This window comes from Serratia proteamaculans (assembly GCF_004684015.1).
Taxonomy (GTDB): Bacteria; Pseudomonadota; Gammaproteobacteria; order Enterobacterales; family Enterobacteriaceae; genus Serratia; species Serratia proteamaculans_F.
Genome location: NZ_SRIA01000002.1, coordinates 1 through 4,864, shown reverse-complemented (window position 1 = coordinate 4,864; position 4,864 = coordinate 1). Strand labels below are relative to the sequence as shown.

At 47.3% G+C, this 4,864-nt stretch carries 4 protein-coding genes, 4 tRNA genes and 1 other RNA gene; 1 reads left to right on the top strand and 8 read right to left on the bottom strand.

Features of this window, described 5'->3' with window-relative positions; genetic code table 11:
* From E5C26_RS01405 to E5C26_RS01380, 6 genes are all read right to left on the bottom strand, one after another.
* Positions 1-414: GTP-binding protein (locus E5C26_RS01405; RefSeq protein ID WP_135314758.1), on the bottom strand; the 414-nt coding region annotated here is incomplete at its 3' end.
* Positions 415-523: 109 nt separating this feature from the next.
* A tRNA-Thr gene (locus E5C26_RS01400) sits at positions 524-599 on the bottom strand.
* 6 nt (positions 600-605) lie between these two features.
* Positions 606-680: transfer RNA gene (locus E5C26_RS01395), tRNA-Gly, on the bottom strand.
* A gap of 37 nt (positions 681-717) precedes the next feature.
* Positions 718-833: non-coding RNA, RtT sRNA (locus E5C26_RS01390), on the bottom strand.
* A gap of 46 nt (positions 834-879) precedes the next feature.
* Positions 880-964: transfer RNA gene (locus E5C26_RS01385), tRNA-Tyr, on the bottom strand.
* A gap of 24 nt (positions 965-988) precedes the next feature.
* Positions 989-1,064, bottom strand: a tRNA-Thr gene (locus E5C26_RS01380).
* A gap of 438 nt (positions 1,065-1,502) precedes the next feature.
* Between E5C26_RS01380 and coaA the strand changes: the two genes are divergently transcribed.
* Positions 1,503-2,453: a type I pantothenate kinase gene (coaA, locus tag E5C26_RS01375; protein WP_135314757.1), complete on the top strand. Its 951-nt coding sequence runs from the start codon at positions 1,503-1,505 to the stop codon at positions 2,451-2,453.
* 46 nt (positions 2,454-2,499) lie between these two features.
* Here the strand turns inward: coaA and birA are convergent, their stop codons facing one another.
* Positions 2,500-3,462, bottom strand: coding sequence for a bifunctional biotin--[acetyl-CoA-carboxylase] ligase/biotin operon repressor BirA (birA, locus tag E5C26_RS01370; protein WP_135314756.1), 963 nt, complete (start codon positions 3,460-3,462; stop codon positions 2,500-2,502).
* Positions 3,459-4,496 carry a UDP-N-acetylmuramate dehydrogenase gene (gene murB, locus E5C26_RS01365; protein WP_135314755.1) on the bottom strand — a complete coding sequence of 346 codons (1,038 nt, stop codon included), beginning with the start codon at positions 4,494-4,496 and terminating at the stop codon, positions 3,459-3,461. Before murB ends, birA begins: the two co-directional genes overlap by 4 nt.
* Between the last annotated feature and the right edge of the window lie 368 nt (positions 4,497-4,864).

Below are 4,864 nucleotides of genomic sequence, written 5' to 3'. Positions count from 1 at the left end.
GCATTTGTTCATGAATACGATGATGAAAGGAACGCCAACCTGACGACCCAGCAGGATGTGCTCACGGGTCTGTGGCATAGGGCCATCAGTCGCAGCAACAACCAGGATAGCGCCGTCCATCTGAGCAGCACCGGTGATCATGTTTTTAACGTAGTCGGCGTGCCCTGGGCAGTCAACGTGCGCGTAGTGACGAGTCGGGGTGTCATATTCAACGTGAGAAGTGTTGATGGTGATACCACGAGCTTTCTCTTCTGGCGCGTTATCGATCTGATCGAAAGCACGTGCAGAACCGCCGTAGGTTTTAGCCAGAACGGTGGTGATTGCTGCAGTCAGGGTAGTTTTACCGTGGTCAACGTGGCCGATAGTACCGACGTTAACGTGCGGTTTTGTACGTTCAAACTTTTCTTTAGACATCGATTGTCCCTCTAAGACACGGATAAATCGGTGGTATCACCACATCAACCAAGCATTTGCTTGTTGAATCCAGAACAGAAAGAAAATCAGGGGGCGAGATTATAAGAAGTGGTGCTGATAGGCAGATTCGAACTGCCGACCTCACCCTTACCAAGGGTGCGCTCTACCAACTGAGCTATATCAGCACATCTTGGAGCGGGCAGTGGGAATCGAACCCACATCATCAGCTTGGAAGGCTGAGGTAATAGCCATTATACGATGCCCGCATCCTGGAACTCGGCTACCTGACTTTTCTGTAGAATTTTTAGGTGGGAGAAGGATTGTTCGTCGCTTAACTCTCACCCTTCGGGCCGGCTGCGCGATGCGCTGCACAACTCGAACCTTGCTGAAGACTTTCGCCTTCCCCTTCCGCAATTTAACCGTCGCGAGTTTATCGCTGGCCAGTTAACTGCCGAAGGCAAGATATGGTGGTGGGGGAAGGATTCGAACCTTCGAAGTCTGTGACGGCAGATTTACAGTCTGCTCCCTTTGGCCGCTCGGGAACCCCACCAGATTTTAACTATTGTGACTTGATTGGTGCCGGCTACCGGAATCGAACTGGTGACCTACTGATTACAAGTCAGTTGCTCTACCAACTGAGCTAAGCCGGCATCAAGTGCAGCGCATTCTAGGTAGACCGGGCGGCCTATGCAACAAAAAAATTGCGTTAACTGCACTTTCGCTCACAAATCACCCAATTTTGCCCACTACCTGGCAATTCGCACTGTAAGGCGTGCAAATATTCATCAATCACAGTCATCACTCCCGATACTGTAATTGTTCTTTTGCGAGTGTCACCCACATATTTTACCTAAACAGTAGTTTCACCCCATTCGGCAAGCTGTGAATTGAAGTAAGAAGACGCTGAAAGCGACTTCCGCCTACTGCGCGCCGCTTCGCACAATTGAGATAAACTCATACTAATCGCCAACTTTTGCGAAAAAAGTCTACGTCAAAAACGAAGCTGTCTATAATATGCAGCTTGATTATTATCTGGAGTTGGCGTCCGGCGCCTTTCCCAACCTGCGTTAACAGGCAGAATTTGGCTTATGATAAAAAGAGATCAATCTTTAGCGACGCCCTATCTTCAGTTCGATCGTACCCAATGGGCTGCGTTACGGGATTCGGTGCCGCTGACACTGTCAGAAGAAGAGATTGTTAAACTGAAAGGGATTAACGAAGATCTCTCTTTGGAAGAGGTAGCACAGATTTATCTGCCGCTATCCCGATTGTTAAACTTCTATATCAGTTCGAACCTGCGCCGTCAGGCCGTACTTGAGCAATTTCTCGGTACTGATGGACAAAAAATCCCCTACGTTATCGGCATTGCCGGCAGCGTTGCCGTAGGTAAAAGTACCACTGCACGTTTGCTACAGGCGTTGCTTAGCAGCTGGCCGGAACATCGTAGCGTTGAGTTGATCACCACCGACGGTTTTCTACATCCGAATAAGGTGCTGAACGAACGCGGGCTGATGAAGAAAAAAGGCTTCCCACAGTCTTATGATATGCACAGCCTGGTGAAATTCGTTTCTGAAGTGAAATCCGGCGCTAAACGCGTGACCGCTCCAGTCTATTCCCATCTGATTTATGATGTTGTTCCCGAAGGGAATAAAATCATCGAGCAACCGGATATTCTTATTCTTGAAGGGCTAAACGTATTACAGAGCGGTATGGATTATCCTCACGATCCGCATCGTGTATTTGTTTCTGACTTTGTTGATTTTTCAATATATGTCGACGCCCCTGAAGAACTGCTGCAATCCTGGTATATTAATAGATTCCTTAAGTTCCGCCAGGGTGCATTTTCTAATCCTGATTCTTATTTCCATAACTATTCCAAGTTACCTGAACCAGAGGCTGTCAATATAGCCACTCAGCTATGGAATGAAATTAATGGATTGAATTTACAAGAAAATATCTTACCGACACGTGAACGTGCCAGTCTAATCATGACGAAGAGTGCTAATCACGCGGTTGAAAACGTACGTTTAAGAAAGTAATTTAATAATAAGCAAGGGGCCTACCGGCCCCTTATTAAAATGATGATTATTCGGCGCTGCGCAGAGATATTTCCCCCCCGATAAACGGTTTAATCACACCGTCCTGATCGAGCAATAATGCCCCTTGTTGATCAATGCCTCGAGCTATGCCAAAAATCTGTTGCTCACCAATTAATAGTTTAACCGGCCGATCGATAAAGTTATCCAAAGCGCGCCAGCGCGCAATAAATGGCGCTAAACCATCAATCTCAAACTGCCGCAGCGATTGACGCAATTCATTGAGTAAGGTGGCAGCCAATTCATTGCGATCGATATTAATCCCCGCTTCCTGCAGGTTTATCCAGCCTTGATTAATCGCATTGGCATTGGTTTCGCGCATCGCCAAGTTGATACCGGCACCAATGACCAACTGTGCCGCATCACCAGTTTTCCCTGTTAATTCGACCAAGATACCCGCCAACTTGCGATCGTTAAGGTATAAGTCGTTTGGCCATTTAACCCTGACATCTTGCGCCCCAAGGTCTTTGAGCACCTCAGCCATCACGATGCCAATCACCAGACTCAGCCCCATTGCTGCTGCAGGCCCCTGATCCAGACGCCAAAACATGGAGAGATACAGATTGGCGCCAAAGGGTGAGATCCATTGACGACCACGACGACCACGACCGGCCTGCTGGTACTCAGCAACACAGGCATCGCCAGATTGCAGCTCGGTAATACGATCCAGCAAATATTGGTTGGTGGAGTCCACGACCGGCAGTACAGTGACACGCTTATCAACTAATTGGCCAAGAATACGTTCGACATCCAGTAACTGGATCGGGCTAGGCAGGCTATAACCCTTCCCAGGCACGGTAAACACATCCAAACCCCATTCTCGGATAGTCTGGATATGTTTATTAATAGCGGCACGGCTCATGCCCAGCAACTCACCCAGATGTTCACCAGAATGGAAATCACCATCGGCTAGTATAGAGATGAGCTTAAGGGGAACTTTGGTGTCTTTCATGAAAGAACCTCTACGGCATTCAATTCACCGCTCGCACCGATAAAGCGAACTTCCGGCTCCAGCCATACGTCGAACTTTTTCGCTACGGTATTACGTACATGCCGTGCCAGCGCCACCACGTCCTGACTGGTGGCATTATCCGCATTAACCAGCACAAGCGCCTGTTGCTTATGTACCGCCGCACCGCCAATTTGGTGGCCTTTCAGCTCACACTGGTCGATCAGCCAGCCTGCAGCCAGCTTCACCTGGCCATCCTGCTGCGGGTAATGCGGCATACCAGGATATTCGGTAGTCAGCACTGCGGCCTTTTCACTGCTGACCAATGGGTTTTTGAAGAAGCTGCCTGCATTACCCGTCACCTTAGGATCAGGCAGTTTGCTGCGGCGCATTGCACATACGGAGTCAAACACCTGGTGTGGTGTCACCGTTTCAGGGTCCAGCTTTGTCAGATCGCCATAATTCAGCATCGGATCCCATTGCTTGCTAAGGCGCAGGCCTACACCAACAATGATATGTCCCTTCTGAAAATGATGTTTAAAAATACTTTCTCGGTAGCCAAAGCCACAGTCTGATGCGGCAATGCGATCGATGGCACCCGTAGTCAGATCTAATAGATCAACGTAGTCACATACACTCTTGAGTTCGATACCATAGGCACCGATGTTCTGAATAGGTGCAGAGCCGACCAGGCCGGGGATTAACGCCAGGTTTTCCAGCCCAGGAATGCCGGTTTCCAAAGTGCGACAAACCAAACCATGCCAATTCTCGCCAGAGCTAACGTGGAGAAACCAGGCATCCTCCTCCTCGCGAATGTCGATACCTTTTAATTGATTGATCATAACCGTACCGGAAAAATCATCAAGAAACAGGACGTTACTCCCCTCTCCAAGAACCAGCAGCGGCTCTTGACGCTTCTGCGTTTTCTGCCAAACCTTGATCATTAATTCGATTGTTTCTGCAATGACCAAATGCGCTGCGTTGACCGGGAGCGCAAAAGTATTGTGTTTTTTTAATGACGCGCTTTCAGTAGACATAACGATAAATACCTATACGGAAATGAACCTCCACCTAGTCTACTCGATTCGGCACGCCAGGCTAATATTTGTTTTCATCGATAAGGCTTTTATCTGGAGAACATCCATCGAGGAAATATTTTTTATTGTTTTATAACGTATTTTCTATATAAATGAATGAGGCAATACGTTTTAGATAGATACTAAAATGATTAATACCAACATTTGCTCATAACTGAGTCTTATTACCGCAAACTAAAATATCCCGTCCACATTATCTTATATATATTTGAAGTTATTTATCATTTTCAAACATTGTTAACATTTATATATTAAAGATAACCGGCTGGCTTTTATTCTGAGGATGTTGTGATGTGAAATCATCTCGC

Excerpts from the sequence above, each read along its gene's own strand:
- murB (WP_135314755.1), bottom strand. The coding sequence starts at position 4,496 with ATGTCTACTGAAAGCGCGTCATTAAAAAAACACAATACTTTTGCGCTC.
- coaA (WP_135314757.1), top strand. The coding sequence starts at position 1,503 with ATGATAAAAAGAGATCAATCTTTAGCGACGCCCTATCTTCAGTTCGAT.
- birA (WP_135314756.1), bottom strand. The coding sequence starts at position 3,462 with ATGAAAGACACCAAAGTTCCCCTTAAGCTCATCTCTATACTAGCCGAT.